This window comes from Puniceibacterium sp. IMCC21224 (genome assembly GCF_001038505.1).
Taxonomy (GTDB): domain Bacteria; phylum Pseudomonadota; class Alphaproteobacteria; order Rhodobacterales; family Rhodobacteraceae; genus Puniceibacterium.
The window spans coordinates 3,743,975-3,769,174 of the sequence record NZ_LDPY01000001.1; the positions used below are offsets into that span (position 1 = coordinate 3,743,975).

Annotated in this window: 22 protein-coding genes and 1 pseudogene; 6 read left to right on the forward strand and 17 right to left on the reverse strand. The window is 61.2% G+C overall.

What is annotated here, in order from left to right:
• Positions 1-5: 5 nt before the first annotated feature.
• The 10 genes from IMCC21224_RS17450 to IMCC21224_RS17495 form a co-directional block, all read right to left on the reverse strand.
• On the reverse strand, positions 6-656 hold the full coding sequence (locus IMCC21224_RS17450; RefSeq protein WP_047996425.1) for a 5-formyltetrahydrofolate cyclo-ligase: 651 nt from the start codon (positions 654-656) through the stop codon (positions 6-8).
• A gap of 74 nt (positions 657-730) precedes the next feature.
• A complete protein-coding gene (locus IMCC21224_RS17455) occupies positions 731-2,410 on the reverse strand; it encodes a peptidoglycan-binding protein (protein WP_082135259.1) in 1,680 nt (559 codons plus the stop codon).
• A 62-nt stretch (positions 2,411-2,472) separates the two neighbouring features.
• The gene (locus IMCC21224_RS17460; protein ID WP_047996426.1) at positions 2,473-3,693 is read right to left on the reverse strand and encodes a phenylacetate--CoA ligase family protein; all 1,221 of its coding nucleotides are present in this window, start codon (positions 3,691-3,693) and stop codon (positions 2,473-2,475) included.
• Between the two features lie 29 nt (positions 3,694-3,722).
• A complete protein-coding gene (locus IMCC21224_RS17465; protein ID WP_053079030.1) occupies positions 3,723-4,118 on the reverse strand; it encodes a hypothetical protein in 396 nt (131 codons plus the stop codon).
• A gap of 25 nt (positions 4,119-4,143) precedes the next feature.
• Complete coding sequence (locus IMCC21224_RS17470) at positions 4,144-4,968, reverse strand: ABC transporter ATP-binding protein (RefSeq protein ID WP_047996427.1); 825 nt, start codon at positions 4,966-4,968, stop codon at positions 4,144-4,146.
• Positions 4,969-5,039: 71 nt separating this feature from the next.
• Complete coding sequence (locus IMCC21224_RS17475) at positions 5,040-6,338, reverse strand: ABC transporter substrate-binding protein (RefSeq protein WP_047996428.1); 1,299 nt, start codon at positions 6,336-6,338, stop codon at positions 5,040-5,042.
• Between the two features lie 60 nt (positions 6,339-6,398).
• Complete coding sequence (locus IMCC21224_RS17480) at positions 6,399-7,475, reverse strand: branched-chain amino acid ABC transporter permease (protein WP_047996429.1); 1,077 nt, start codon at positions 7,473-7,475, stop codon at positions 6,399-6,401.
• A 122-nt stretch (positions 7,476-7,597) separates the two neighbouring features.
• The gene (locus IMCC21224_RS17485; RefSeq protein WP_047996430.1) at positions 7,598-8,551 is read right to left on the reverse strand and encodes a branched-chain amino acid ABC transporter permease; all 954 of its coding nucleotides are present in this window, start codon (positions 8,549-8,551) and stop codon (positions 7,598-7,600) included.
• Between the two features lie 16 nt (positions 8,552-8,567).
• Complete coding sequence (locus tag IMCC21224_RS17490; protein ID WP_047996431.1) at positions 8,568-9,380, reverse strand: ABC transporter ATP-binding protein; 813 nt, start codon at positions 9,378-9,380, stop codon at positions 8,568-8,570.
• A 115-nt stretch (positions 9,381-9,495) separates the two neighbouring features.
• Positions 9,496-11,460 (reverse strand): AMP-binding protein, encoded by a 1,965-nt coding sequence (locus IMCC21224_RS17495; RefSeq protein WP_047996432.1) that lies wholly within the window; start codon positions 11,458-11,460, stop codon positions 9,496-9,498.
• A 304-nt stretch (positions 11,461-11,764) separates the two neighbouring features.
• Here IMCC21224_RS17495 and IMCC21224_RS17500 point away from each other — a divergent pair.
• Positions 11,765-12,020, forward strand: a pseudogene (locus IMCC21224_RS17500) (helix-turn-helix domain-containing protein); the annotation flags it as partial.
• 6 nt (positions 12,021-12,026) lie between these two features.
• Here the strand turns inward: IMCC21224_RS17500 and IMCC21224_RS17505 are convergent.
• The 4 genes from IMCC21224_RS17505 to fdhF all read right to left on the reverse strand — a co-directional run bounded on the left by IMCC21224_RS17505 (position 12,027) and on the right by fdhF (position 16,634).
• Positions 12,027-12,485, reverse strand: a complete 459-nt coding sequence (locus IMCC21224_RS17505) for a DUF2383 domain-containing protein (protein ID WP_047996433.1) — start codon at positions 12,483-12,485, stop codon at positions 12,027-12,029.
• Positions 12,486-12,575: 90 nt separating this feature from the next.
• Positions 12,576-12,734 carry a hypothetical protein gene (locus IMCC21224_RS28260; RefSeq protein ID WP_197089221.1) on the reverse strand — a complete coding sequence of 53 codons (159 nt, stop codon included), beginning with the start codon at positions 12,732-12,734 and terminating at the stop codon, positions 12,576-12,578.
• A 76-nt stretch (positions 12,735-12,810) separates the two neighbouring features.
• Positions 12,811-13,806 (reverse strand): HNH endonuclease, encoded by a 996-nt coding sequence (locus IMCC21224_RS17510; RefSeq protein WP_231582113.1) that lies wholly within the window; start codon positions 13,804-13,806, stop codon positions 12,811-12,813.
• Between the two features lie 41 nt (positions 13,807-13,847).
• Complete coding sequence (gene fdhF / locus IMCC21224_RS17515) at positions 13,848-16,634, reverse strand: formate dehydrogenase subunit alpha (protein ID WP_047996435.1); 2,787 nt, start codon at positions 16,632-16,634, stop codon at positions 13,848-13,850.
• Between the two features lie 249 nt (positions 16,635-16,883).
• Here fdhF and IMCC21224_RS17520 point away from each other — a divergent pair, with 249 nt between their 5' ends.
• The 4 genes from IMCC21224_RS17520 to IMCC21224_RS17535 all read left to right on the forward strand — a co-directional run bounded on the left by IMCC21224_RS17520 (position 16,884) and on the right by IMCC21224_RS17535 (position 20,498).
• Positions 16,884-17,543 (forward strand): histidine phosphatase family protein, encoded by a 660-nt coding sequence (locus IMCC21224_RS17520; RefSeq protein ID WP_047996436.1) that lies wholly within the window; start codon positions 16,884-16,886, stop codon positions 17,541-17,543.
• A gap of 51 nt (positions 17,544-17,594) precedes the next feature.
• A complete protein-coding gene (locus tag IMCC21224_RS17525) occupies positions 17,595-18,656 on the forward strand; it encodes a saccharopine dehydrogenase (RefSeq protein ID WP_047996437.1) in 1,062 nt (353 codons plus the stop codon).
• Complete coding sequence (locus IMCC21224_RS17530; RefSeq protein ID WP_047996438.1) at positions 18,653-19,792, forward strand: saccharopine dehydrogenase C-terminal domain-containing protein; 1,140 nt, start codon at positions 18,653-18,655, stop codon at positions 19,790-19,792. Before IMCC21224_RS17525 ends, IMCC21224_RS17530 begins: the two co-directional genes overlap by 4 nt.
• A 118-nt stretch (positions 19,793-19,910) precedes the next feature.
• Positions 19,911-20,498 carry a PEP-CTERM domain protein gene (locus IMCC21224_RS17535; protein ID WP_047996439.1) on the forward strand — a complete coding sequence of 196 codons (588 nt, stop codon included), beginning with the start codon at positions 19,911-19,913 and terminating at the stop codon, positions 20,496-20,498.
• A gap of 73 nt (positions 20,499-20,571) precedes the next feature.
• On the opposite strand, the gene IMCC21224_RS17540 is transcribed toward IMCC21224_RS17535, so the two are convergent.
• Both IMCC21224_RS17540 and IMCC21224_RS17545 read right to left on the reverse strand, forming a co-directional pair.
• Positions 20,572-21,750 carry a hypothetical protein gene (locus IMCC21224_RS17540; protein ID WP_231582114.1) on the reverse strand — a complete coding sequence of 393 codons (1,179 nt, stop codon included), beginning with the start codon at positions 21,748-21,750 and terminating at the stop codon, positions 20,572-20,574.
• Between the two features lie 235 nt (positions 21,751-21,985).
• Entirely contained in the window at positions 21,986-22,639 is a 654-nt protein-coding gene (locus IMCC21224_RS17545) for a peroxiredoxin (protein ID WP_047996441.1), read from the reverse strand.
• A 165-nt stretch (positions 22,640-22,804) separates the two neighbouring features.
• Here IMCC21224_RS17545 and IMCC21224_RS17550 point away from each other — a divergent pair, with 165 nt between their 5' ends.
• Positions 22,805-24,244, forward strand: a complete 1,440-nt coding sequence (locus IMCC21224_RS17550; protein WP_047997244.1) for an aldehyde dehydrogenase family protein — start codon at positions 22,805-22,807, stop codon at positions 24,242-24,244.
• A gap of 221 nt (positions 24,245-24,465) precedes the next feature.
• On the opposite strand, the gene IMCC21224_RS17555 is transcribed toward IMCC21224_RS17550, so the two are convergent.
• Positions 24,466-25,113, reverse strand: a complete 648-nt coding sequence (locus tag IMCC21224_RS17555; RefSeq protein ID WP_047996442.1) for an RluA family pseudouridine synthase — start codon at positions 25,111-25,113, stop codon at positions 24,466-24,468.
• Positions 25,114-25,200 lie beyond the last annotated feature (87 nt).

Genomic DNA, 25,200 nt, shown 5'->3' on the forward strand with positions numbered 1-25,200 from the left:
CCGGACTATGTGCGGCACGATCCGTCCCCCAGCAGCACGGTCTGCATCCTGATATCCCAGCCTTGGGGAAAGATTGTCGGAATCCGGCAGAAATCCTGACCCACGGCAATTGTGTGTGGCAACGGATCGCTGGCGGCGAGCGTCATATCATAGTACCCGCCGCCGTTGCCCAGCCTGAACTGCGCCTCATCAACCCCGAGCAGCGGTACAATCACCACATCTGGACGCACAGCCTGCGGGTCCGCTGGCACCGGAATGCTCCAGTCCCCGCGCATCATGCGGCATCCCGGCGTCCAGCGGTGAAACGAAACCGGTGCGCCCCGCTGAACCACCACTGGCAACGCCAGATTTGCCCCACGGGCGGACATCGCTTTCATCCACGGGCGCAAATCCAGCTCGCCGCGAATCGGCCAGTACGCTGCGATCACCAGTCCCGAAGCATTCGGCAACAGCGCGTCCAGCCCTGCGTAAACCCTGTTCGTCTGCGCCGTCCGGTCCACCGATGTCATTCCTCGGCGCAGATCATAAAGCCGACTGCGCTCGGCCCGGCGAAAGCGGTCAAGATCGCGCCTGGTTGCCGCGTCGATCGCGTAACCACCCACCATCTCATCGGCAAAACAGGGCGGGGTTCCACCTGTGTCGTCGCTATCGTCCATCTATCACCTCGCCCCATGCGCACCACTTGCACCGATTTGACCGGCCGAGCGGACCGATCAAGCGCGACATCCAGTCAACGCAGCAGCGAATCCGCCAGCAGCCGCACCACCGTGCTCTGGTCGAGATACCCGGTCACCTGCAACTGGCGCGCCTCTTGATAGCGGCGAATGGCGCGGCGGGTCTTGTCGTCAAACTCGCCATCAACATTGCCGGGCTTCAGGCCCAACGCCTTCAGGCGGTCTTCGGCAATCCGTCGGGCGGCATTGTTCAGGTTCAGCGCAGCCTCAGCCGCCTCACCCCGCGCAATCAGTTCCTGTTCTTGGGACGGTTGCTGCAGCGCGTCGATTTCGGCCTGGGCCTGACCAGCAAAGGCACCCTGCGGAAACGCCGTCAGATAGGCCTGGAAATCGCCGACACTGCCACCCTGCCGTGCCTGATCCCACGCCTCGCGATCACGACCCGCGGCTTGCGCGCGCTGCTCTTCCTCAAATACCTCCAGCCGCTCCTGCGCCACTTCGGCAAAGACGCCGTCCGGGTAACGCCCAAGATAGGCGCGCAGCCCCGGCGCATCGCCGCGTGATCCGGTTTCGTCCCAATAGGCGCGGTCAAGGCGCTCCAATTCGGCCTGACGGGCTTTGGCCTCTTGCTCAAGCTCGGCGGCGCGGCGTTCGGCCTGCGCGTCAAGCCGGGTGATCTGCTCACGTTCAAGATAGCCGGATTGGTCAAACCCGTTGCTGGCCTGCCATGCCTTGACCGCGCCGCGCGTACCGGGCCCAAACAACCCGTCGATACCGCGCGTATTGTAGTCCAACAACGACAGATCGCGCTGGATTTCGCGACGGGCCTCGCGGTTCAGGCTCAGCGCCTCTTCGGCCAACCGCTCGGAACGGAACGGCTCGGACTCGATTGCGGCGACCAGATCACGAGCCTCGGCGGCATGTGCCCCGTTAGGAAAGGCCTGGAGGTAGGTGCGATAGCCAGACACATCATCGCGCGCGCGGGTGGTTTCCCACAGCCGTTCATCCCCGGTGCCATCGACGACCTGCGTCGGGGCCTGCGGTGCGGGCGCCGAGGTCTCACGCTCTGCCACCGGGACAAAGACATAGCCACCCGGCGCGTATCCATTCACGATCAACCCAGCCTCGCGCGCGGCACCCAGTACCTCTGCGCCCGGCTTCACCAGTTCACGTCGGGCAAAGCGGCCCAGATCGGACCCGTCACCGCGAATCACCGTCACGCCCTGCGGCACCTCAAACGCGCCAAGGCCTCCGCTCAGGAACCGACTATCCAGAACATCACTGTCACTTTCCCCCAGCATGAGCAGTGACTGCCCGGGATAAGCCGCCAAAAGACCCATCACCGACGACAGCGACAGTGCGTCACCCATCACCGCCGCTTCGTCCAGCGGGCTGGCCAGCTCGACCGGCAGAAGATAGCTGTCGGTCGCGGAATGCGCGAACCGACCGGCAAGGATCACTGCAACCCGTTCGGTCCCGTCATCCAGTCCAGCGACAAATCGGCCCAGCGCCTGACGCATCTGCGTGGCTGTGCCTTCGCCCAACTGCACCACGTCAAACCCCTGCGCCTCTAGCGGGGCAGTGGCGTCCATCACATCCGCGCCGCCACCAAACACATCCAGCATCGAATAGCGGCTGTTGCCGACAATCAGCGCCTCGCTTTGCGCCGCGGCATCGGTACCAAGGGCAAGCGTCAGCGCCAAACAGCCAACGCTGCCTCTGAGAAATCTGGTCATCGTGAACACTCCCTTTTCTAGTTATGTCAGGCACAACGCGCGAAAGGGGCGAAAGGTCCGCCTTAGTCGTAGCGTCGCGCATCCTCGATCACCAAACCATCGCGCGGCAGGGTGCCCGGGGCAACAATCTCGACCGTACCCTTGAGCTTGAGCAACTCAGCCACGCTGGCCTCAATCCCCGGAATATCGTCAGCTGCGGATTCAAGCTGTACGGTCATCACATCCATATCGCCCTGACGGATGGCCACCACACGGGCACGCTGCACAGTTGCGTGACGGGCCACAAGGGCGGCGACCTGTTCAGGGCGCACAAACATGCCCTTGATCTTGGTGGTCTGATCGGCGCGCCCCATCCACCCCTTGATCCGGGTGTTGGTGCGGCCACAGGGGCTGATCCCCGGCAGGACCGCACTCATGTCCCCGGTGGCAAAGCGGATCAGCGGATAATCGGGATTGAGGGTCGTGACCACAACTTCGCCCACCTCGCCCTCGGGGACAGGATCGCCGGTGCCGGGGGTCACAATCTCGACGATTACATGCTCGTCAAGGATCATCCCCTCCATCGCCTCACTCTCGTAGGCGATGCTACCCAGATCGGCTGTGGCATAACATTGCAGGCAGGCGATACCCCGCCCGGCGTAATACTCCCGCAGCGACGGGAACAGCGCGCCGCCCCCCACGGCGGCACGGGTGATGCCCAAAGTCAGCCCCATCTCATCGGCTTTTTCTAGGATCAGCTTGAGGTAATCCGGCGTCCCGGCATAGGCCGTCACACCGACATCCGCAGCTGCACGGACCTGCAATTCGGTCTGTCCCGTGCCCGCAGGCAACACCGCCGCCCCGACCGCGCGCGCGCCGCTCTCAAAGATCATCCCGGCCGGCGTCAGATGGTAGCCAAAGCAGTTCTGCACGATATCACCCGGCCCGATGCCGCAAGCATGCAGGAACCGGCCCATGCGCCACCAGTCGTGCTCGGTCCCGCCGGGTTCATAAATCGGCCCCGGAGACTGGAACACATGCGCAAACCCGGACGGCCCCCGCGTTGCAAAGCCCCCAAACGGCGCTGCCTCGCCCTGCGCCGCCCCAAGCGCCGACTTGCGCAGCACCGGCAAAGCAGCCAGCGCCTGAGCGTTCGTAACAGCAGCCGGGTCGATGCCGCCCAGCATCCCAGCGTACCCCGGCAAACCCTGCGCGCGGGCAATCTGCAGCGGCAACGCTGTGGCCAGTGCTGCAACCCGTTCATCCACGCTGCGTGTTTCCAGCGCATCGAAATAGCCCGTCATGTCCTGCTCTCCTTGCGCCGTGCCACCGCTTATTCGGCGAGTGTTTGAAACGGCTTGGTCTTGTCCACGATGTGGGTGGTGTAAATCGTGATCGGCATGTCGCCCGCCACGGTCAGCCCACCATGCACGACTCCCTCGGCAAAATTCAGAGGCGTATCAGCGGCAAAGGGCACCTCTTTGCCATTAGGCAGGATCACCTGCCCGCCCACCGCCACGACCGAGTTTTCGTCCCCCGGGTGGGTGTGCTTCGGGATATAGCCACCCGGATGAATCACCAGCTTGGCCAGCACAACCTCCATCACGTCCGACCCTGACAGCGGCTTACGGCTAAGTTCAGTCCGCTCGATCAGATCCTGAGCGCCCGCAGGCAGTGCCAAAATCACCGCAGCAACCAGTGCCGCACCTACAGTCACGATACGTCCCATCTCAAACCCTCTTGGTTACAGGGGATCACGCCAGCCAACGCTTGCGGCGGCGATAACTGCGCACGTCGCGGAATGATTTCCGCCCCTCGTCCGACATGCCCAGATAGAATTCCTTCACGTCTGGATTCTCGCGCAGATCCGCGGCCAGACCCTCCATCACCACCCGACCGGATTCCAGAATGTATCCTGTATGCGCAAACCGCAAAGCCACATTGGTATTCTGTTCGGCCAACAGAAACGATACCCCCTCATTTTCGTTCACCGACCGCACGATCTCGAAAATCTGCTCGACCAGTTGCGGCGCAAGGCCCATCGACGGCTCGTCCAGCAAAATCATCTCGGGGCGTGACATCAGCGCGCGACCTATGGCGCACATCTGCTGCTCGCCGCCGCTGGTATAGCCTGCTTGCGATCTGCGCCGCTCCCGCAAACGCGGAAAATATTCGTATACCATCTGCAGATCCGCCTCGACTGCCGCCTTGCCGTCGCGCCGTGTATAAGCCCCGGTCAGCAGATTCTCCTCAATCGTCAGATGTTGGAAACAATGGCGCCCCTCCATCACCTGAATCACGCCTTTGCGGACCAACTCGGCGGGGTCGCGCCCCTGCACCGTTTCGCCCTTGTACAGGATCGACCCCTTGGTCACCTCTCCCCGCTCCGACTTCAACAGATTGGAAATTGCCTTGAGCGTGGTCGTCTTGCCCGCGCCATTCCCCCCCAACAGCGCCGTGATCCCGCCCTTGGGCACCGACAGCGACACCCCCTTGAGGACAAGAATCACGTGATTATAGATCACCTCGATATTGTTGACCTCAAGCAGCGCGTCGCGGGTGGGGGCAGCGTCCAGCATGGCTCTTCTTCTCTTTAAAATACGCAAATACCCCGGCGGCGACGCAAAACCGCCGCCGGAGATGGCCCGCCTTAGCTATCCGCGTCGCATGTCTCGGACACGGCCCATGGTTCGTTTGCGACGGCGTACTCAGCCGCCTCCTGAGCCTCCAGCGGCGTGATCGCATCCGCCTCAGCCATCATAAGCTCACTGACCTTGACGAACTTTGCACCATCCCATTCCAGCATCCAGCCTCCGGAATGCCCGGTGTGATTGGCGCAGGTGGTCTGGAACGGCGGCACCATGCCGGTCATACCCAGCTCGGCCAGACGTTCATCGGTGAGGTTCAGGTTTTCAAGACCCCAGCGCAGATCCCCCGGCGAAATCTCGGCCTTTCCGGTGTGGTCCTGCGCGGCCTTGATCCCCTCGGCCAGGATCATCGAAATCACCAGCCCGCGCGAATAGAACACGCCCTGCATTTCCTCTTCGTTGGACAGGGTGTCGCCCGCGTCCACCACATGTTTCTTGATATCCGCCATCACCGGCGCGTCCAGAACCGGATAGCTAAAGCTGATCGACTTGTAGCCCTTGCCATCCTCACCAACGATCTTGAGATCGGCGTCATGCCCCGACCACCAGACGCCAACCATGTTCTCCATCGGGAACCGGGTCTTGACCGCTTCGGTAATGGCGCCGGCGTTCATCGCGCCCCAACCCCACATCACGACATAATCCGGGCGTTCGCGGCGGATCTGCAACCACTGCGCCGACTGGTTCTGCATCTCCTTGAGCCCGACCGGAATCGGCAACAGCTCAAACCCAAGCTCAGCAGCCTTTTTCTCCATCAGCGGCAGCGGCTCTTTGCCGAACGGATGATCAAGGTGCAGGAACGCGATCTTCTTGCCCTTAAGATCGCCTTCTGTCTCAAGATATTGCAAGATCATGCTGGCAGCATCCCAATACGACGCCGGTGTGTTGAACGCCCACTGAAACACCTTGCCATCGGCCATCGGACTGAACCCATAGCCGGGCGCGAGGATTGGTATTTCGTCAACATTGGTCTTAGGCAACACCTGCAGCGTGATGCCGGTTGACCAGGGTTGCGTCACCAACGCTGCCCCTTTGGTCTTTTCATAACATTCCACACCCTTTTCAGTGGAATACCCAGTCTCGCATTCCTCGAAATTCACCGGCACCCCGCCGATGCCGCCGTCGCGCGCGTTCAGCATCAGCATATAATCGCGCTGGCCGTTCATCAGCGGGATACCAGTCGCCGCAAATGGCCCCGTCCGGTAGCTAAGGTTCGGCGTATAGAGTTCCTGAGCCGCAGTGGACGACCCGATCACGGCGCCCATGGCTGCCACAGCTGCCAATTTCGCAAAGTGTCTCATCAAAGTTCCTCCCATTGATGCGTCTTGCCCCGCCTGGGGCAGGATCTTGTTCGGCCACCGCTAATGCGGGAATGGCCAGATAATGAGCTTCTCCCGGATAAGCGCCCAAAGACGCGCCAATCCATGCGGCTCGATAATCAGGAAAAAGACGATCAGCCCGCCGACTATCATCACATTCAGATGCTCGACCATGGCCGAGGAAACCGGAATACCCAACGCCTGCGGCAGCGTGCCCAGGACCACCGGCAACCCGACAATCAGAATGGCGCCCAGATAATTGCCCAGGATCGACCCCAGCCCGCCAATAATCGCGATAAAGAGGATGCGAAACGACAGCGGGATATCAAACAGATTCGGTTCCGCCGCACCGCGCCACATAAAGACGAACAGCGCCCCCGCAACGCCAACAATATAGGATGACACCATAAAGGCGGTCAGCTTGGATTTCATCAGGTTGATGCCGATCAGCTCGGCGGCGATATCCATGTCGCGCGTCGCCTTCCACGTCCGCCCCAACGTACCGCGTGTCAGGTTAATGCAAAGCACCGTCATCAGGCTAACGATCCCCAGCACGACAAAATACTGGGTGACGGAACTGGCCTGCGGTCCAGCGATGTAGACGCCGAACATCTTCAGGTTCGGCACCTGAATGGCCCCCGAAGCATTGTAATTATAAAGCCAGGCCCATTTCTCGAACAGCCATACAAGGAAAAATTGCGCCGCCAGCGTGGCAATCGCCAGATAGAACCCCTTGATCCGCAAGCTGGGGATGCCAAAGGCGACGCCAACCCCGGCGCTGAACACCCCCGACAACAAGATCGCCACCAGCGGGTTCATCCAGGGCATCAGCGTCACCATCTTGTAACACGCATAGGCGCCCACACCCATGAACGCCGCCGTTCCTAGCGAAAGCTGCCCGGCATAACCCGTCAGGAGATTCAATCCCATCGCCGCCAGCGCATAGATCAGGATCGGGATCAGCAAGGTCTGAAAGGCGAACTCACTCGCCAACAACGGAAAAATCACCCAGGCAAAAACCAGGATAATCCCCAACAACACCGCATCCTGGCGAACCGGAAACAGAGCCTGATCCGACTTGTAGCTGGTCTTGAATTGTCCCGCCGTTCTGTACAGCATCCGCGTCTCTCTCCCCCACCGCCCCAAAGGGCTCCTTGATCTTCTTCTCTTCTCAAATACGCGCCCGCCGCGGGCGTCCCGACATGCCCCTCAGAACCATCGGTGCAATCGGCAAAGCCCCCTTACACCCGCTCGATGATCTTCTCCCCGAACAGCCCCTGCGGCCGGAACAACAGCACAATCAAGGCAAGAACAAAGGCGAACCAGGTCTCGGTATTGCCGCCCAACAGCGGCTGTCCCCAATAAATCTCGAACAGCTTTTCCAGCATCCCGATCATCAACCCGCCAATGATCGCACCGGTGATGCTCTCCAGACCGCCCAGCATCAGCACCGGCAACGCCTTGTAGGCAATCACCTCCAACGCAAAGCTGACACCGGCCCGCGCGCCCCACGCAACCCCCGTAACCAGCGCGATGATCCCGGCGATGAACCACACCAGCACCCAGATCGTCTGGAGCGAGATGCCCACCGACAGGGCTGCCTGATGGTCGTCGCCCAGCGCGCGGATCGCCCGCCCCATCCGCGTCTTGTTCAGGAACAGCAGGAGGGCCACCACCAGCAGCGCCGCCACCGCAACGGCAGTGATATCCTTCTGCTCCAAGATCAGCAGCCCACCCCATGGCTCCAAAACAACAGAGCCGGTCGGAATGCCCAACTCTTCGGTGATCATCACCTTGTTCTCACCACCAAAGATGATCTCACCCAGTCCAATCAGAAACAGCGTAATCCCGATCGTCGCCATGAACAGAATGATATCCGGCTGCCCCACCAGCGGACGCAGCACCACCCGTTCAATACTTACGGCCAGCCCGAACATCACCGCCAGCGTCAACACCACCGAAATCCAGGCAGGCACCCCCTTCGCGTGCAGGCCCACCAGCGTCAGCGCGGCAAAGACCACCATGATCCCCTGTGCAAAGTTGAAAATGCGCGACGAGCGGTAGATCAGTACAAACCCCAGCGCGATCAGCGCATACAGGATGCCCGAAACCAATCCCTCCCACAGAACCTGCAACAGGAAATCCGGCGCCGCGAACATATCGGCAAACGGTTGGATGAAAATGTCGTTCAGCATGTCGTCTCCTCAACCGTCAATGTGCCACCCCAAGATAGGCGTCGATCACATCCTGATTGGCACGCACCTCATCGGGCGTGCCATCGCCGATCTTCTTGCCGTAATCCATCACCACAACGCGGTCGCTGATATCCATCACCACCCCCATGTCATGCTCGATCAGCGCAATGGTGGTGCCAAATTCGTCATTCACATCGAGGATAAAGCGGCTCATGTCTTCCTTCTCTTCAACATTCATTCCAGCCATCGGCTCGTCCAACAGCAGGATCGACGGCTCAGCCGCCAAAGCCCGCGCCAACTCCACCCGTTTTTTCAAACCATACGGCAACCGACCGACCGGCGTCTTGCGAATGCTCTGGATCTCAAGGAAATCAATCACCTTTTCGACCACCTCGCGATTGGCCAACTCTTCGTCACGCGCCTTGCCCCACCACATCGCCTGCGACAGAATCCCCGCGTGCATATGGGTCAGCCGCCCGGTCATGACGTTGTCCAACACAGTCATACCCTCAAACAATGCGATATTCTGGAACGTCCGCGCGACACCCATCCGTGCCACCTCATAAGGTTTCATCGCCGGACGACGGGCGCCCTTGTACCAAACCTCCCCCTCGCTTGGCGTGTAAAACCCCGAGATGATGTTCAGCATCGACGATTTGCCCGCCCCGTTGGGACCGATGATGGCGCGGATCTCCCCCTCGTGAATATCGAACGAGATGTCCTCAATCGCCACCAACCCGCCAAACCGCAGGGTGATGTTGTGCATCTCCATCAACCTGCCGCCAATTTGACGACCATCCGCGGTGACGTATCCCCCGGTATCCTTCATCCGCATTTCTTCTCTTCCAAAATACGCAAATCCGAACGCGCAACCCGAACGAACGGAAACATCAAATCCCCCACGGGATGGCGGGTGGGGCGTCGCCGGCAGGCGCGCGTCCCCGTCATTGCGCAGCCATCAGGCGCGGCGCGACCGGCATGACCTTTGCATCGCGGATCATCAGCGTCGCCTTGATCAGGCCCTTGCGTCCGTCCTCATAGGTCACTTCGGTCTCGGTATAGACATTGTCCGCCCCACCAAAGAGCGCCGACACCAGATCCCCGAACTTCTCGCCAATGATCTTGCGCCGCACCTTGCGGGTTCGGGTCAACTCGCCGTCATCCGCATCCAACTCCTTGTGCAGCACAAGAAAGCGGTGGATCTGACAGCCCGACAACATCTGATCCTGCGCCACGCTGGCGTTAACCTCTTCCACATGGCCCTGAATCGCATCCAGCACCTGCGGATGCCCCGCAAGCTCCTGATAAGACGCATAGGCGATGTTGTTGCGTTCGGCCCAGTTGCCCACAGCCGTCAGGTCAATGTTGAGAAAGGCGCAGCAATGATCGCGCCCCGCCCCCATCACCACGGCTTCCAGAATATTGGGATAGAATTTCAGCTTGTTTTCAACGTATTTTGGCGCAAACAGCGCACCATCCGCCATCGCGCCCACGTCCTTCGCCCGGTCAATGATCCGCAGATGGCCGGAACTTTCCTCGATAAAGCCCGCATCCCCCGTCGCGACCCAGCCCTCGGCATCCTTGGTGTCCGCCGTGCTGTCGGCGTTTTTATAATACTCCACAAAAACGCCGGGCGAGCGGTAAAATACCTCGCCATTCTCCGCGATGCGGATCTCGACCCCCGGCGACGGCACCCCTACGGTATCCGACCGCACCTGCCCGTCAGGTTGCTGGGTGATGAACACCGATGCTTCTGTCTGTCCATAAAGCTGTTTCAGATTGATCCCCAGCGCCCGATAGAAATCAAAGATTTCCGGCCCGATCGCCTCACCGGCGGTATAGCCGACGCGCACCCGGCTCAGACCAAGCGTGTTCTTGAGCGGACCAAAAATCAGAAATTCGCCCAGCCGGTATTTCAAACCGTCCATTACCCCGACTGTGGCCCCGTCCAAGAGGCTTGGCCCAACCTTACGGGCATGCTCCATAAAGGACCGGAACATCCACTGCTTGAACGCCCCCGCATCCTCCATCCGGATCATGATGCTGGTCAGCTGCGTCTCAAAGACGCGCGGCGGCGCAAAGTAATAAGACGGCGCAATCTCGCGCAGATCCGTCATCATCGTCTCGGCGCTTTCGGGGCAGTTGACGCAGAACCCCGTCCAATAGGCCTGCCCGATGGAAAAGATAAAATCCCCGACCCAGGCCATCGGCAGATAGGCCAACACCTCTTCGCCGACCTTTAAATGGTCAAATTCCGACGACGCCTTCGCCGTCTCAATGATGTTGCGGTTGGACAGCACCACGCCCTTGGGCTTACCCGTCGTTCCGCTGGTATAAAGCATCACACAGATGTCGTCGTAGCCCAGCCGATCGCGTCGCCGGTTCAGCTCTGGCTCGAGTTTTGCGCGGGCCACGCGACCTTGTTCCTGTACCTGACGATAGTCATGCAGATGCGAATGATCGTATTTCCGCAACCCACGCGGGTCGAGGCAGATCATCTGTTCGAACTGCGGCAGCGCATCCTGCACTTCGATCACCTTGTCGACCTGCTCCTGATCGGCGGCGATGACGATCCGGGCACCGCAATGTTCCAGCACATAGGTCATCTCTTCGGCAGAGGCGTCCTGATAGAGCGGCACAGGCACGGCCCCCACCATTTGTGCCGCCGCCATCGACCAATACAGATAGGGACGGTTGCGCCCGACCACAGCGATAAAATCGCCGGGCGCCACCCCCATCTGCAACAACCCCAGCGCCAGCGCCTCGACCTCGCTCTGGGTCTGGGCCCAAGTCCAGGTCTGCCAGATGCCGTACTCCTTTTCGCGATAGGCCGACGCAGTGCCGTGCAACATCGCATTGCGCCGCAACAGCGCCGGAATCGACCGCAGGCCCTCTGTGCCCTCGGACATATACGCCAAGTTGTCTCCTCCCAGATGCCCGGTATCCAGACGATCCTTCTGTGTCCGTTTTCGGACGATGATCGCTGTTGCGCGATTCTGAATCCATTTGGACAGGGTCCAGCGTGGCGGTCAACTTTTTCCTGATCATTTCCCAATTCTTACGCATTGTACCAGCTCTTACGCATTGTACCAGCTCCTCCCCGACCCTTTGTGCCGGGTCATGGGGATGCTAGCCGTATCTGTGCGTCTCTTGGCGTGACAAGGATCTGCGCGCATTCGCGCCCGCCTGCGCGGCCAGCGGCAAAATGCAACCGGCACCGAGACACCGTTTTCCCATGCCCAAGGCGAGGTCTGCGGCTGTTCCTGCAAAGCCCGAACCGCATGATCTCGCGCGCGTTCATGCAGGAAAATCTGAGGGGGGGGCGACCGGGGACAGCTTTGATCGAGCAATGGATGCGCGGATCTCGCGGTTGCATTCCAAGCTGCGCGTAGACCCGAAAAACCCGCGCCCGATCAAGACGATCTACGACGCGGGCTATCTGTTTCTGGGCGACGTCACCTGGTCCTGAGAGGAGTCAGCCGATCTGCCGCGTATCGTCCAGCAAATCCTGCAATTCACCGCGCATCGCACTGACGTCCCGATGATGGTGCCCTTCGGGAAGATAGGTCAGCGCCGCATCAAAGCCGTTGAGCACCTCGGCCTCGTTCTCGCGGATGCTGCCCATCACATCGGCGTCGATTTCCTCGAACAGCGAACGAGTCACAACTGCCGCCTTGTTCACCGTCGCCATCACGCCACCATCGGTGTCCGGTTCAGCGCCCAGCGCTGTCAGGATCGCGGCCAGCCGGTCGGTATGCTGGTAATGCGTCTCGCGAAACTTGAGAGCGGTGCTGCGGAATCCCGGCGCGGCCTTGTCGACCATGGCGTCGAATCCTGCGCGGGCGTCGACGGTGCGCGACAGCACCTCTTGCAAGGCAACGATCTGCGGGTTGGTTGCCGGCGCGGGGACGACGGTCAGGTTTGTGGTCTGCATCGATCTTTCCTCCTTGGGTCACATGACCCGACAAGGAAACACCGCCACCGCCGATCCTGTTCCGCGCCCCGTTGCGCAATCCGGCGGGTTTCAGCCGATCATCTGGCGCAACAGCGGCAAAACCGTCACCGCAAAGATCCCCACAATCACCCCGATAGCGAACCGCACCGGCGCCCGCCCCAATCGTGGCCCGGCCCATCCCAGCCCGCCGCAGACCAACGCATAAAACACCAGTGCAATCGGATCCATTCCAGCCCCTCAGCCATCGTTTTATTTAAGACTAAGCCAAAGGATACCTATCTGAAAAGGCCGCGGTTGACCTGCATCAGTGCACTTGCCCAAAAATATGTTCGCGATGATAGCTCAGATAGTCGGGATGTGGCCGGTGCCTCGGATCTTCGGGCAGTAACAAACGCTGTTCCGGCGCCAGCAGACGACGAACCGTTTCAACTGGAACCTTATTGTGTGACACGAGGATACGGTGATCCTCGGAAACCGAGATCAGTCCGCGATCGAACATCCAGTGCAGTGTGCCCGACAGCGCCAGACCGTTGCGCACAACATCGGCCCCCCCGTCGCTGACTGGGCGTATGTGCGCCGCCTCAACCTCGGGCCGCCCATAGCCATTGGTCAGCGACAATCCCGAAATGGCACAGCGCCCGGCGTAGGCCGCCTTGACCTGCCGCGCGAACGAAGCGTCCCGATATTTCCGCGACGCCAGCACATCCCTACGCGCATAATCGACCGGAGCATCGTCAAAGATCGTGCCAGGTTCGGCAAAACCCGTCGACGCAGACACGGGCAGCGGCCCGGTGCGGGGAAACGTGACAGGCATGTCGAGCGGACGCAAACCCGCGTTAATGATCGCGGCAAATTCCGTGTCCGGCAAACGGCGCACCGCCAGCGTGTTTGCCCCTGCCCGGAACGGCTTGCCTGTGACATCGCGCAACATGCTTTCAAAGGTCAGCCCGACGGGGTCCAGCCTTGGCACGACCCTCTCGAATCCCCATAGTGTTGACCGGTCCATGACCGCAAAATACCAGCCTGCACGAGAAGGATCCTCGATAACATCGGCGACTTTCTGAACCGCCACATAACCAAATGCGCCCTTTCCGCTCTCATAGAAAATTACCCAATCGCCAATCGTTTCACGTACTTGCTCAAGGTACATTTTGGGGAAATTATAAACTTCGCCCGGTCGATCCGCGTAGATCGAGTCAGAATTCTGGATGAAAATCGCCTTGGACATACGCGCAATAATGAGCCTGTCACGCAGCCCTGCCAAGGGGCGCTTGTGACCAATCGCGCAGCTTCTAGACAAGGGAGTATCGTGGCAGGAGACACTTTGCCCCTGCGGACGCCTTACTCCGCCGCGACCTCGTCTGCTTCGACGACCCGTTCCACTTTCACCGCCGAGAATTTGAACTCGGGGATCTTGCCATAAGGATCCAGCGCCGGGTTGGTCAGGATATTGGCGGCCGCTTCGACATAGGCAAATGGCAGGAACACCATGTCGGGCGATACCGCCCGGTCGGACCGTGCCATCACTTCGAGCGATCCGCGCCGTGTCGTCAGACGCACATGACCGCCCGGCGCGACCCCCAGCTTGCGCAGGGTGCTGGGATGCAGCGAACAGTTCGCCTCGGGCTCGACCGCGTCCAGCACCGACGCGCGCCGCGTCATCGACCCGGTGTGCCAATGTTCCAACTGACGACCGGTGGTCAGGATCATCGGGAACCGTTCATCCGGCATCTCAGCGGGTGGTGTGACGCGCGCGGGCGTGAACTTGGCCCGCCCAGCGCGGCGCGGAAAGCCATCGCCAAAGACCACTGACTGGCCCGGATCGTCGGGACCAGTACAGGGATAGGTCACGGCCCCTTCACCCATCAGACGGTTCCAGGTGATGTGATGCAGCGACCGCATCGACATCTTCATTTCGTCAAACACTTCGCGCGGATCGTCGTAATCCCAATCAAGGCCGATACGCCGCGCCAGATCAATCGTGATCTGCCAGTCTTCGCGCGCCTCGCCCGGTGGCGGCACGGCCTTGCGCGCCATCTGCACGGTACGGTTGGTGTTGGTCACGGTTCCGGACTTCTCGGGAAAGGCCGAGCTGGGCAGGATCACATCGGCAAACATCGCGGTTTCGGTCAGAAAGATGTCCTGCACCACAAGGTGGTCCAGATGCGCCAGCGCTTTGCGGGCGTGTTCTACATCCGGGTCGGACATGGCGGGGTTTTCCCCCATGACATACATGCCCTTGATTTCGCCGCGATACATCGCGTCGATGATTTCGACCACAGTGAGGCCCGGATGATCCTCGATCTCTGTGCCCTGCCAGATGTGACGGAAGAGGTCGCGCACGGCAGGGTCCGTGACCGACTGATAGTCCGGCATCACCTGCGGGATCAGCCCGGCATCGGACGCACCTTGCACGTTATTTTGTCCACGCAGCGGATGCAGACCGGTGCCCGGCCGCCCGACCTGACCGCAGAGCAGCGCCAGAGAAATCAGGCAGCGCGCATTATCAGTGCCGTGGATGTGCTGACTGACGCCCATCCCCCAAAAGATCATTGCCCGCGACGCGCCCGCATATTCGCGTGCGACCTGGCGGATCGTCTCGGCGGGAATGCCGCACAGCTCGGCCATACGCTCGGGCGCAAAGGCCCTGATATGGTCGCGGAACTCAAAGAAGCCTTCGGTGAAGCCCTCGATATACTGCCGATCATAAAGCTTTTCCTCGACAATCACGTGCATGATTGCGTTGAGCAGCGCGACATCCGTACCGGGACGGAATTGCAACATATGGTCTGCGTGGCGTTTGAGGCCAACCCCACGCGGATCCATGATGATCAGCTTGCCGCCACGCTTGGCGAACTGCTTGAAAAAAGTGGCGGCGACCGGGTGATTCTCGACCGGGTTGGCACCGATGACAATCGCCAGATCGGCATTCTCGATCTCGTTGAAACTGGCTGTGACGGCGCCCGATCCAACGTTTTCCTGCAGGGCCGCGACCGACGAGGCGTGGCACAGCCGTGTGCAATGGTCGACGTTGTTGTGCTTGAACCCCTGACGGATCAACTTTTGAAACAGATACGCCTCTTCGTTGGTGCATTTGGCAGACCCGAAACCGGCCACAGCATGACCGCCGTAAAATGAGCGCAGATCGACCAACCCTTTGGCAGCGAACTCCAACGCCTCGTCCCACGTCGCTTCGCGGAAATGGGTCAGCACATTGCCGGGGTCGACGTTCAACCCCTTTTCCGGCGCATCGGCGCGACGGATCAGCGGTTTGGTCAGGCGGTGCGGGTGGTGGATGTAATCAAAGCCGAACCGGCCCTTGACGCAGAGGCGACCTTCGTTTGCGGGGCCGTTGATACCCTCGACATTGCGGATCTTGCCGTCCTTGATCTTGAGGCTGACCTGACAGCCGACACCGCAGAAAGGGCAGACAGAGTTCACCTCTTTGTCGAAATCCTTGCTGTCGCCCTGTTGCTGGGCATCGACCACCGTGGCGGGCATCAGCGCGCCGGTCGGACAGGCCTGCACACATTCGCCGCAGGCGACACAGGTGCTGTCACCCATCGGGTCATCCAGATCGAACACCGGGTAGGCGTCGTGACCACGTCCCGCCATGCCGATCACGTCGTTGACCTGCACTTCGCGACAGGCGCGCACGCAAAGGCCGCACTGGATGCAGGCATCAAGGTTGACGCGCATCGCGATATGGCTGTCGTCCAGCAACGGAATGCGTTCGGGTTCGATCGTCGGCAGGCGACTTTCGCTGACGCCATTGGCGTCGGCCATGTCCCACAAATGCGACGACCGGTCATGCGCTGCCTCGCGGTCTGGCTGATCGGCGAGCAACATCTCGACCACCATCTTGCGCGCCGTCTTGGCGCGCGCGGACTGGCTGACCACAACCATGCCGTCAACGGGTTCGCGGATGCACGAGGCGGCCAGCACACGCTCGCCCTCAATCTCGACCATGCAGGCGCGGCAATTGCCATCGGGGCGGTAGCCCGGGGCCGGTTTGTGGCACAGGTGCGGGATCACCAGGCCACGGCCATGCGCGACCTCCCAGATCGTCTCACCCTTGCGGGCTTCGACCGCTTCGCCGTCCAGGGTGAATCGGATGGTATCGGACATTTTGCGCCTCCAGAGCTTTGGTGCAGGTTAGACCATGCCCCCCTGCGCCAGAGATCGTCAATCGCGACTCCTTGCCTAGAAAACGCGCCACAAGGTTTCCGATCCGCGCCCCGATGGCCATGTATCGCAACACCAAGCGGACAAAACAGTTATATCCGACCGCATCGGCGGGGGCGCCTGCGTCCTGTTGCGTCATCCTTTCCATTTTTGCGACCCGCCCCTAGACCGGTGACCAAAAAGGGGCACATCATGAGCCACATTACCCTCGTGCGTCACGGACAGGCCAACACCCAGGCGCGCGACGAGGCCAGCTATGACCAGCTCAGCGAACTGGGCTATCGGCAGTCACGCTGGCTGGGCACGCATCTGCGCAACAGCGGCGACGTTTTTGCCCGCGTCTACACCGGCACCCTTATCCGCCACGTTCAAACCGCCGAGGCCGTCGCCGCCCCCTGCGCCGATCCCCCCGTGCAGGACGCCCGTCTGAACGAGCTGGAGTATTTTACCATGGCGCAGATCATGCTGCGCCAGCATGACATTCCCGTGCCGACGGATCGCGAAAGTTTTCTGGCGCATCTACCCTTGCTCCTGACGCTCTGGCGCGGAGGGCAGTTGAAAGACGCGCCCGAATCGTTTGCCGCCTTCGAAGCGCGGGTATCCGCAGTTTTGACCGAAATCGCCGCCGGGTCAGGGCGCGCGTTCGTGGTCACCTCGGGTGGGCTGATCGCCATGTCGATGCGCGTCTGCATGGGGCTGAGCATCTCGGCGCTCGCCCATGCCAGCCTGATGATCAAGAATACCTCGATTCACCAATACCAGCCGCTTCCCGGCGGCCTTGCCCTGACGCTGTTTAACGCCACTCCGCATCTTGATGCGCCGGACCGACACACGGCGCAGACTTTCCTTTAAGTAGGGTCCAAGGCGGGTTAGCTTGCGCGCCAAGACAGGGGTATATCTGCCATGACACATCTGTGGGTGCGCGCCGAACAGCGCCAGAACGAAGAACGGATCGGAATCACCCCCGAGGGGGTCGCAGACCTGATCGCCCTGGGCATCAGCGTCACCGTCGAACATAGCCACCAGCGCGCCATCCCCATCGAGGGCTACCTTGCCGCAGGGGCCACCCCTGCCCCCGAAGGCAGCTGGACCAGTGCCCCAGACGACGCAATCATCTTTGGCCTCAAGGAATTGCCGACCGATGGCACGCCGCTGCGCCACCGTCACATCCTGTTTGGCCACGCGTTCAAGAGGCAGCCCGACGGAGAGGTGCTGCTGCGCCGCTTTGGTGCCGGGGGCGGAACCCTGTTTGATCTGGAATACCTCACCGATGCTGACGGTCGCCGGGTTGCGGCGTTTGGCTACTGGGCGGGCTATGCCGGCGCCGCGGTGGCGCTGCGCTGCTGGATTGCACAGCAGCAGGGGGCGTTGTGCGCCCCGCTGCGCACCCTTCCCAGCGCGGCTGCGCTGCGGGCAGAGCTACAGGATGATCTGGCCGCGCTGGGGAGCAAACGGCCCGACGCCATCGTGATCGGTGCGCTGGGCCGCGTCGGAACCGGCGCCACAGATCTTTGTACCCAGATGGGCATGACAGTTACGGGATGGGACATGGCCGAAACGGCGCATGGCGGCCCGTTTCCCCAAATCCTGGACCACGCGATTTTCCTCAATTGCATCCTCGCGCGTCCCGGCACACCGGTCTTTGTCCCGGCCACGGTCACAACCGCCGCGCGGGCCCTGCGCGTTATTGGCGACATCGCCTGTGATCCCGACAGCGCGTTTTCCCCGATCAAGGTTTACGACCGCACAACAAGCTGGGACAGCCCTGCATTGCGGGTCCATGATGCGCCGCCGCTCGACGTGACGGCGATCGACAATTTGCCATCACTGCTGCCGGTCGAATCGTCACAGGACTACGCCGCGCAACTGCTGCCCACCCTACGCACACTCGGCACGCTAGACGCGCCGGTCTGGCAGCGTGCGGCTGAGCTCTTTCGCAATCACCTGACCGGGACAAAGCCATGACCATCCACTGGTGCGGCACCGGCCCCCTCGCGGTTCCGGGTCTGCGTCGGTTGATCATCGCCGGACACGAGGTCACAGTCTGGAGCTGCTCGCTTGATCAGGCCGAGGACGCGATCGGCGCACTGACCCAGCGTATCCACGAATATGAACCCGACGCGCTCGGAACCGAATTGCAGCCCGGTGACGTTCTGGTGTCGCTGCTGCCTGCCGCGCATCACGCGGCGCTGGCTGAGCTGGCGCTGACGCGCGGCGCGCACTTTATCTGCGCCTCATATCTCACACCCGAATTGCGCCGCCTGCACGCGCAGGCCCAGCTCAAGGGGGTGTGCCTGATGGCCGAGGTCGGATTGACCCCCGGCGTTGACCACCTGCTGGCCCATGCGCTGGTTGCCGGCTACCGCGCCAGTGCCGACTACGATGCCAGCAACCTGCTTTCGTTTTCGTCGTGGTGCGGAATCCTGCCCCGGTACAGCAATGCCTTTCGCCACAAATTCCGCGGCCAGGCCCAATCGGAGCTGGACGCATTGCGCACCCCCTCGCGATCAATCCGGCAATTCACGTCACTGGACATGACCCGCCCATGGGAGGCGCTGACGCGCTACAGCGCGCCGCTGCCTCAGCCGGAAACCTTTGAGGTTTTTCCCAGCGGCGATTCGCTGCCATATCTCGATACCTACGCGTTTGACCCCACCTGGAAGGTGCGCAACTTTGCCCGTGGCACATTGCGTCTGTCAGGCTGGGCGGACGCCTGGAACGAGGTGCTGGCCCGCATCACAACCTTGGACCAAACCACAGACGACGACCTGCGGGATCTGTCGCAAGCCCTGACACGCGATCACAGTTTTGCCCCGGAGGAGCCGGATCGCGTTGTCCTCTGCGTGTCGCTTTTGGCCGAGGCCGAGGGGCGCGCGGTCTGGCACCAAACCTATGTGATTGATGCCTGGGGGGATACACGCGGCCCAGCAGAGGCTAGGCTGGTCTCGACATTGGTGTCGCTGGCAGCAGAGGCGGTAATGGCCCGCCAGATCGCGCCCGGTATTTCAGCCGCCCCGGCCGATCCCCGTTTGGTCATCCGCTGGCTGGACGTCGTCGACAGCCAAGCACAGCATATGATGTTGAACAACCACATCACCTAAATTTCTGGCGCCGCGCGATTTGCGCCACATTTGTGACTTTTTATTTAAATACACCGCTTCTGTAAATCTGAAGTGGGCCTTTTTGGCCGCCCCCCCCTGTACTGAAAGAGATACCTATATGAAACATTCCTTCCGCTCTGCACTATTTGCCGTAACGCTATTGGCCGTTGCCGCCCCCGCCCATGCCGCTGTCGTCAAATATGGCGGCACCGGATCGCTGGGTGCCGGAAACATCACCTTTGAAGGTGGCGGCGCGACCACCGACTGGGACAGCAGCCGTCCCGGGGTCTGGACCGACGCGGTGACCGACCCGGCATCGGACTGGGTTCATCTGGATGGCACCGCAGGCACGTTTGTGTTTGAATTCGACCTGTCTGGCTATGACCTGTCGACCGCATCGGTCCAGGTCGACTGGAGCGCAGACAACATCGGGGTCGCCTATCTGAACGGCAATGACGTGACCGGTGAGTACACTGACTACACCGCGATTTCGTCCTTTACCCTCGATGACGATGCGCTGTTCGCCTCTGGCGCCAACCTGATGCGGTTCGTCGTCACAGGTGATGGCCGCACTGACGGTTTCCGTGCAGCCATCGCGGTCACTGCGGATCTGGCCGCTGTACCGCTGCCCGCGTCACTGCCCCTGCTGTTGGGTGGCTTGGTGCTGGTCGGCGCACGGCGCAGAAAATCGCGCGCTGCCGCCTAAGACATTTGCGCCCGCCAACAGGATAAGCTTCTTTTGGCGGGCGTTTTTTGGCCTGTGGCCACATCAAACCAATCTATTCGACCGGACGTCCGAACAGGACGATACAAAGACCCAGAAGGCTGAGGGCAAAGTATCCCGACGCCTTGATCCTTGCGCCCCTGGCCTGTGCGCTGCGGGCCGCGATCAGCGCTTGAAGTCCATAATACAGCGCAAACGCCCGCGAGGCGTAGGCGATGATCTGGAACACATCCGCGCTCCACGTCAATGCCAGACCAACCCCGACCAGCAACACATATCCCTGACGATGCGTGACCCGGCCATGGGTCAGTTCAGCGATCAGACCGCCCGATCCGCTGGTGTCAGCCACCGCCGCGCTGAATTGCGCCGCAAGCGCCGCCGCCACCAGCAATACGGGCAGGACCGGGGCGACAACGCGCATCATATCGATGATCGCCGTCTCTTCCAACGTTACGCTGCCTGCCGGAAAGACATAGGCCAGCAGCAGCATGTAGACCATGTAGATCAGCGTCGCGAGGAGCTGCGCCAGCCGCATCGACCGGATTCGCGTCGACGCATCATAGCTTGCTCCAAGATAGCGCGATGTCTCAAACCCCTGCACCGTCACGATCAGTCCGAATGCCAGCGTCAGGGCACCCAAACCGGACACCGTTGGCGACGTCCACAGCAGCGCGTCGTCGGACACACGATCAGCAAAATACCATGCCAGACCGACCAATAGCCCTGCAATGATGGCCAGTTTGATGCCGACCGTGACCTGCTCCATCCGCTCAAGTGCGGAAAAGCCGCGCAGCCAGCCCACACTCAGGATCAGCAACAACATTGCGGTGGTCAGCAACCGCGCGTGCAGCGGGTCGTTCCACGAGGTCAGACTGACCCCAAACGAGCCAAAGAGGTTCAGGTAGTAGGCCACCGACACAAAATAGGCAAAAGCCAGCGCCCACGAGGCCGCCGTTTCGATCCGCTGCTCACCCAGGGGGCGTTGCGGGCTGTGGTCGATTTCAGCAATGTTGCGACGGATCGCCGCCCCAAAGGCCCAGGCCACAAGGCACAAAACCACCATTATCAGCGGAGCGGCCCAGCCGTAGGATGCATTCAGGATCGGTCCCAGCACCAGAAACCCGCTGCCGATGATCGAGGCCAGAGGCGTGATCGTCGCCCGCCAAGTCACCGATTGCGCCAGCCGGGGCCACAGCAGCACACCAGCGGTCGCCAGCACGGCCAGTAATATCAAAGCATTTTCCATGGTGACCCTCGCAGCACCGACATTGCGATGCGCATCCGCGTATCTGCCATGCAACTTACCTGCCTGCCACATGTTTCCCCGACATGGGCAGACCGCAAGATCCCGCCGAACATTCAAGGCCGCCCCAGAGTCGAACCGGGGCGGCCCTGCTTGATCTTTTCAAATTTTCGGAACGCGCGACCCGCTGAATATTATTCTGAGCGATTCAGCGCACACTGCGCGCTTAGTCGGGCAGCTTTGCCATCCGCAAATAGGGCAATACGGTATCGAACGTGCCAAATTTTGCGGTGGCATCCTCGGCGCTGACCGTCGCGGGGATCACCACATCCTGACCAACCTGCCAGTTCGCCGGCGTCGCCACCGTGTACTTGGCCGCTGTCTGCAACCCGTCAAGCGCGCGCAGCACCTCAGCAAAGTTCCGACCGACATTCATCGGATAAGTCATCGACAACTTCAGCTTCTTATCGGGGCCGACGATAAACACCACACGCACCGTGGCGGAATCGTTGGGTGTGCGGCCATCGGGCAAATAGGCCTCGGCCGGGAGCATATCGAACGCCTTGGCCACCGCCAGCCCGTCATCAGCGATAATCGGGAAACCCGCCTTTGTCCCAGCGACCTTTTCGATATCGCCCTTCCATTTCTTGTGATCCTCGACCCCGTCGACCGAAATCCCGATCACTTTGGTACCACGTTTTTCCCATTCGTCCGCCAGTTGCGCCACAGCGCTGAATTCCGTGGTGCAGACGGGGGTGAAATCCTTGGGATGCGAGAACAGGATCGCCCAGCTGTCGCCGATCCAGTCATGCAGTTTCAGCGTGCCCTGGTCAGTTTCAACCGTCAGATCGGGAATCGTGTCGTTTATGCGCAGGCCCATGATCAGCCCTCCATGTTTGAGTGTCTCTGACACAACCTAGTGACACTTGCGCCGCTTTGCATCCCCCTTGAAGCAGCCCCGGCGCAGTGACAATATATGATCAAATTCCTGCATGCTGGGCCGATCCGCCCCTGCGCGCACCATCTCACATACGGGAGAACCGAGATGATCGAGAAACGCCAGTTCTACATCAACGGCGCCTGGGTCAATGCCATCGACGGCACCGACCATCAGGTAATAGACCCCTCGACTGAAGACCCCTGTGCGGTGATCGCCCTCGGTGGGCAGGCCGACTCCGACGCCGCCGTGGCCGCAGCCAAGGCCGCTCTGCCCGGCTGGATGGCCACCCCACCGGCCGAGCGGATCGCGCTGGTCGAAAAGCTGCTCGAGGTGTACCAATCCCGCGCCGAAGAGATGTCGCAAGCGATGAGCCTTGAGATGGGTGCGCCCATCGACATGGCCCGCTCGGACCAGACCGGCGCCGGGTCCTGGCACCTCGCCAATTTCATCACAGCCGCCAAAGCATTTGAGTTTGAGGCACCGCTGAACGATCATAGCCCCAACGACCGTATCATCCACGAGGCGGTGGGCGTTGCAGCGCTGATCACGCCGTGGAACTGGCCGATGAACCAGGTCACGCTCAAGGTCGGCGCCGCCGCCGTCGCGGGCTGCGCCATGGTGCTGAAGCCGTCCGAGGAATCGCCGCTCAACGCGCTGCTCTTTGCCGAAATGATGGACGAGGCCGGATTTCCGCCGGGAGTGTTTAACCTGATAAACGGCGATGGCACCGGCGTCGGCACGCAACTGTCATCGCACCCTGATGTCGATATGGTCAGCTTTACCGGTTCGACTCGCGCGGGTAAGCTGATCTCGAAAGCTGCAGCCGAAACACTGAAACGCGTGCACCTTGAGCTGGGCGGCAAGGGTGCCAACCTGATCTTTGCCGATGCCGATGCAAAGGCAGTGAAACGCGGCGTGCGTCATATGATGGAAAACACCGGGCAATCATGCAACGCGCCATCACGCATGATGGTCGAGGCGCCGGTCTATGACCGCGTGGTGACCGAAGCCGCCGAGATCGCCACCGCCACCAAGGTTGGCCCGGCCTCCGAACCCGGTCGCCACATCGGCCCAGTGGTGAACGCCCTGCAATGGGGCAAGATCCAGGATCTGATCCAGAAAGGCATCGACGAAGGCGCCCGCCTTGTCGCTGGCGGCACCGGACGTCCCGAAGGACTGAACCGAGGTTTCTTTGTTCGCCCCACGGTATTTGCCGACGTGACCCCGGATATGACTATCGCACGCGAGGAGATCTTTGGCCCGGTCCTGTCGATCCTAAAGTTCGACACCGAAGAAGAGGCGCTGCGCATCGCCAATGACACCCCCTATGGCCTGACCAACTACGTCCAATCGGCGGACGACGCCCGTCGCAACCGCCTCGCCCGGCAGCTGCGCTCGGGTATGGTGGAAATGAATGGCCAATCCCGCTCAGCCGGGGCTCCGTTTGGCGGCATGAAACAGTCCGGCAATGGCCGCGAAGGCGGGAGCTGGGGCATCGCCGACTTCCTCGAAGTCAAGGCCGTCTCGGGCTGGGCCGCCGAGTAAGCTGACCGCGCGGCGCAAAACAACTGCGCCGCGTAGAGCCCGAGCTTGCAATGCGTATTTAAAAAGGGAAGAAGCCTAAAAGAGAGGTCAGCGGGCCAGCTATGGCTGCCTTAACGATACGGAATAGTAGCGTTTCGACCCAACGTTAGATCCGGTCCATTCCGCCTTGGCTTCTTCTCTTTAAAAATACGCTCTTTCGCCCCGTCGCGGTAAAGCAGCGTTCAGAATGGCGCGGGACAACGAAACCGGATGCCTTCGCCGCCATCCGGATGACGCAACCGCAGTTCCTGCGCATGCAGCATCATCCGGGGGTAGGCCCCGCTCGTTTCAGGCGCATATAGCGGATCGCCCAAAATAGGGTGCCCCAACGCCACCATGTGCACCCGCAGCTGATGACTGCGCCCCGTATGCGGCATCAGCTGCACCCGGCTTTCGTCGTCCCCCGCCCGTAGCACGCGCCAGTCAGTAAGCGCTGCGCGCCCTTCGGCGTGGTCGACCTTTTGAAGCGGCCGGTTCGGCCAATCGGCGCAGATCGGCAGATCCACGGTGCCGGTCTTTGGCTCCAGCCGCCCGGCCACCCGCGCCAGATAGGTCTTTTTCGCTGTCCGTTTTTCAAACTGAAGCCCGAGGTGGCGCTGCGCATGCCGCGTCAGCGCAAACACGATGACACCCGAGGTATCGCGGTCGAGCCGATGCACCAGCAGAACCATGGGAAACGCCTCTTTCAGCCGCTCGATCAGGCAATCGGCCAGACCCTCGCCCTTGCCCGGAACGGACAAAAGCCCCGCGGGTTTGTCGACCACCAGGATTTCGTGATCGTCATGTAGCACCCGGATCGGGTCCTGCGGCGGGTCATAATGCGTGTCCATCCGCCCCTAGTGGCAAAAGCAGCCGGTCCCTGCAAGGGCAAGCGAACGCCCCCTGGCCCGGTCCATCAGCTCAGAGCCCCGGCGTTA

Excerpts from the sequence above, each read along its gene's own strand:
- IMCC21224_RS17545 (WP_047996441.1), bottom strand. The coding sequence starts at position 22,639 with ATGGGCCTGCGCATAAACGACACGATTCCCGATCTGACGGTTGAAACT.
- IMCC21224_RS17495 (WP_047996432.1), bottom strand. The coding sequence starts at position 11,460 with ATGTCCGAGGGCACAGAGGGCCTGCGGTCGATTCCGGCGCTGTTGCGG.
- IMCC21224_RS17490 (WP_047996431.1), bottom strand. The coding sequence starts at position 9,380 with ATGAAGGATACCGGGGGATACGTCACCGCGGATGGTCGTCAAATTGGC.
- IMCC21224_RS17485 (WP_047996430.1), bottom strand. The coding sequence starts at position 8,551 with ATGCTGAACGACATTTTCATCCAACCGTTTGCCGATATGTTCGCGGCG.
- IMCC21224_RS17525 (WP_047996437.1), top strand. The coding sequence starts at position 17,595 with ATGACACATCTGTGGGTGCGCGCCGAACAGCGCCAGAACGAAGAACGG.
- IMCC21224_RS17555 (WP_047996442.1), bottom strand. The coding sequence starts at position 25,113 with ATGGACACGCATTATGACCCGCCGCAGGACCCGATCCGGGTGCTACAT.
- IMCC21224_RS17520 (WP_047996436.1), top strand. The coding sequence starts at position 16,884 with ATGAGCCACATTACCCTCGTGCGTCACGGACAGGCCAACACCCAGGCG.
- IMCC21224_RS17470 (WP_047996427.1), bottom strand. The coding sequence starts at position 4,968 with ATGCTGGACGCTGCCCCCACCCGCGACGCGCTGCTTGAGGTCAACAAT.
- IMCC21224_RS17455 (WP_082135259.1), bottom strand. The coding sequence starts at position 2,410 with ATGACCAGATTTCTCAGAGGCAGCGTTGGCTGTTTGGCGCTGACGCTT.
- IMCC21224_RS17475 (WP_047996428.1), bottom strand. The coding sequence starts at position 6,338 with ATGAGACACTTTGCGAAATTGGCAGCTGTGGCAGCCATGGGCGCCGTG.
- IMCC21224_RS17505 (WP_047996433.1), bottom strand. The coding sequence starts at position 12,485 with ATGCAGACCACAAACCTGACCGTCGTCCCCGCGCCGGCAACCAACCCG.
- IMCC21224_RS17535 (WP_047996439.1), top strand. The coding sequence starts at position 19,911 with ATGAAACATTCCTTCCGCTCTGCACTATTTGCCGTAACGCTATTGGCC.
- IMCC21224_RS17530 (WP_047996438.1), top strand. The coding sequence starts at position 18,653 with ATGACCATCCACTGGTGCGGCACCGGCCCCCTCGCGGTTCCGGGTCTG.
- IMCC21224_RS17550 (WP_047997244.1), top strand. The coding sequence starts at position 22,805 with ATGATCGAGAAACGCCAGTTCTACATCAACGGCGCCTGGGTCAATGCC.
- IMCC21224_RS17465 (WP_053079030.1), bottom strand. The coding sequence starts at position 4,118 with ATGGGACGTATCGTGACTGTAGGTGCGGCACTGGTTGCTGCGGTGATT.
- IMCC21224_RS17480 (WP_047996429.1), bottom strand. The coding sequence starts at position 7,475 with ATGCTGTACAGAACGGCGGGACAATTCAAGACCAGCTACAAGTCGGAT.
- IMCC21224_RS28260 (WP_197089221.1), bottom strand. The coding sequence starts at position 12,734 with ATGGATCCGATTGCACTGGTGTTTTATGCGTTGGTCTGCGGCGGGCTG.
- fdhF (WP_047996435.1), bottom strand. The coding sequence starts at position 16,634 with ATGTCCGATACCATCCGATTCACCCTGGACGGCGAAGCGGTCGAAGCC.
- IMCC21224_RS17460 (WP_047996426.1), bottom strand. The coding sequence starts at position 3,693 with ATGACGGGCTATTTCGATGCGCTGGAAACACGCAGCGTGGATGAACGG.
- IMCC21224_RS17450 (WP_047996425.1), bottom strand. The coding sequence starts at position 656 with ATGGACGATAGCGACGACACAGGTGGAACCCCGCCCTGTTTTGCCGAT.